The organism is Haladaptatus ordinarius, assembly GCF_054177595.1.
In genome coordinates, this window is sequence record NZ_JBPEHH010000233.1 from 1 (window position 1) to 2,265 (window position 2,265).

Here is a 2,265-nt window from a genome sequence, read left to right on the forward strand (position 1 = left end):
GCGAAGTCAGCAGCGATGTAATTGCATCCGGGGAGAGTCTCATACAACCTCCCCTTCGCTCTACGAGTTCAGGTAGCCGTCGGCTTGCGATTTAGCCTCTTAACCGAATACGAATGGATTCTACACCGGCACCCAGATGCTCACGATCGACGGCGAGACGATGACCCGGCCTGGAAGTCGAGAAAACGTCTGGATACATGACGAGCAGACTGGCGAGTACGTGCTACGCGACAGTGAGGGCACCGTCCATGCGCGCTTCAAGACAGCAGCCGACATCTTCACCGACGCGAATGCGTACCCGAGCGGTGGCGAGCGGAATATCAAGCCGCCGGTGATCCCCGAGTACGAAATGGATGGCGACCTGAGTGAGGTCGAGTGGGACGTGATCGTGGTTCCGCCAGAGACGCAAACACCGATGGATATCCGACTGTATGAAGGCGAGACACAGACACCGCTGACGGATCTGGTAGACGATGAGTCCGGTTATCAGCTGGAATCGAACGTCGAGAGTACCGATGAATCAGCCACAGACAGTGAGAGAGACGATCATGAGATGGACAACGAAGACGACGTGGACACCAAGCGAGAGGAAGGTACAGCGTCGACTGCCGGGAACGTGAGCAGCGAATGCGATACGAACAGAGACGAGAAGGAGAGTACCAAGTCGGACAGTGGATTTGGCGTATTACGATAGCTTTGTGTCGGCCTCTGCGAGGATCTGTTGTACTTGCTTTTGCGTTTCGTCGTCTTGTGCTCCGGAGATGACTTCGAGGATGTCGATGATAACTTGCCGCCGCTGGCGGGTTTCCGCTTCGAGGTCTTTGATACGATTTTCAAGCGCTGTTACCCGTGTGGCAGTCTGTGCGGTTTCTGGTGGTGAGAGCACGTCGTCATGCTCTTCGATGAATGCCACTCCGTCGTCGGTGAGCTGCCACACGCGAGCACGTGAGCCACCTTGCCCAGTGTATGTGCGATCCGGCTGTTGCTCAATGAGATTCCAGCGGGTGAGCAGCTTCAGATGATGGTCGATACTTCCGGTGGGAACGTCGGCCCGCTGTCGAAGTGTTGACGTATTCAATGTGGCCTCGTCGGCCCGGTTGAGTGTGACGAGCATTTTCCGGCGTTGGTCACCTAGCTTGTCTCGCATTTCTTCAGGGGTTGGTGTGGAGGTGTCAGAGTTCATAGTATGGCTACACCCAGCACTATTGAGGTAGTACACCTTCAATATTAGGGCACTATACAGCTGTATCAAGAACTCCCGATAGCTGTGCATGAAGCGGTAAACAACACCAAAAAATAACGGCAAGGGGGCACCCCCTCAATTCTATCAGAAACTGGAAAGGAGTGTGCGCGACACAACGCGGGGGCTGACACCCCCGAATACAGAGTAAACAGACCCACGACGAAAGTAGGCAAATCCAGGACAGCGAGAGCCAGTGGGCACCCCCAATCTATCACAAAACAGATGATGCAAGTACAGACGAAACGAGAGCACCCCAATAGACTTCCAGCAGAGGTATCTGGGGTAATGCGACAGAGCAGCCAGCTGGGGGGCAATAGCACCCGGACAGTCTGCCAGAACGAAGCGTCGACGACGAGGACACGAAGAATGGGACAGTCCACACTGCAGGACAGCCGAGAAAGAAGAACAACGAGAGGGTGGACAGTCAGGCCGAGCCGGACAAAGGAGAACAACAGAGTGACGAAAGGGACAGTCCAGCAGCGCGACCAGCGGGTACATAGAGAACAACGTGGTCCGACAGGACCAGCGATACAGCACTGGCGGCAAGCCGCCATGAGTAGCACCAAGCAGTGTACCGCACAGCAAGAAACCGTACAGCGGGGAGACTGCAACAGCATAGCGACAGCAGAAGTGAAATGACGACCAACACAAGTGAGTATGGCGTGACATCCCTGGAATAGCAATAGACGAGAAAAGTGGACAGTCTATACTGCCAAGACATAATGAGAAACCCGCGAGCGACTATGTGGGGTGCCAGTATCCGCACTGGAATGGGGTGCCGACGAGCGACACGCAGTCAACCAGTCTTGGTACACTAGCTGGGGTGCCAGTAGCACGTACCCATGGAATACCCATGTGACGGCAAAGGTGGGGTGCCACATGGGCGCCATACTGGGGTGCCAATATCGGTACTTCCCGAGCGTCGCTTCGTGAGCTGTGCTGAGTCACGGATGACCAGAGTGAACGTTGGTGTAGTAGCTGAGTGAAGGAGAACTAGAGTCCACAGATGGAGAGAACCGAAC

2 protein-coding genes are annotated in these 2,265 nt (G+C 55.1%); one reads left to right on the forward strand and one right to left on the reverse strand.

Annotated features, from left to right (window positions below):
- The first annotated feature begins 136 nt into the window (after positions 1–136).
- The gene (locus ACR3FF_RS26785) at positions 137–694 is read left to right on the forward strand and encodes a hypothetical protein (protein ID WP_458191113.1); all 558 of its coding nucleotides are present in this window, start codon (positions 137–139) and stop codon (positions 692–694) included.
- On the opposite strand, the gene ACR3FF_RS26790 is transcribed toward ACR3FF_RS26785, so the two are convergent.
- Positions 686–1,147 (reverse strand): hypothetical protein, encoded by a 462-nt coding sequence (locus ACR3FF_RS26790; protein WP_458191114.1) that lies wholly within the window; start codon positions 1,145–1,147, stop codon positions 686–688. The genes ACR3FF_RS26785 and ACR3FF_RS26790 overlap by 9 nt on opposite strands.
- Positions 1,148–2,265: the final 1,118 nt, after the last annotated feature.

What these genes read in the sequence shown, in the direction of transcription:
- ACR3FF_RS26785 (WP_458191113.1), top strand. Translation starts at nt 137, where the DNA reads ATGCTCACGATCGACGGCGAGACGATGACCCGGCCTGGAAGTCGAGAA.
- ACR3FF_RS26790 (WP_458191114.1), bottom strand. Translation starts at nt 1,147, where the DNA reads ATGCGAGACAAGCTAGGTGACCAACGCCGGAAAATGCTCGTCACACTC.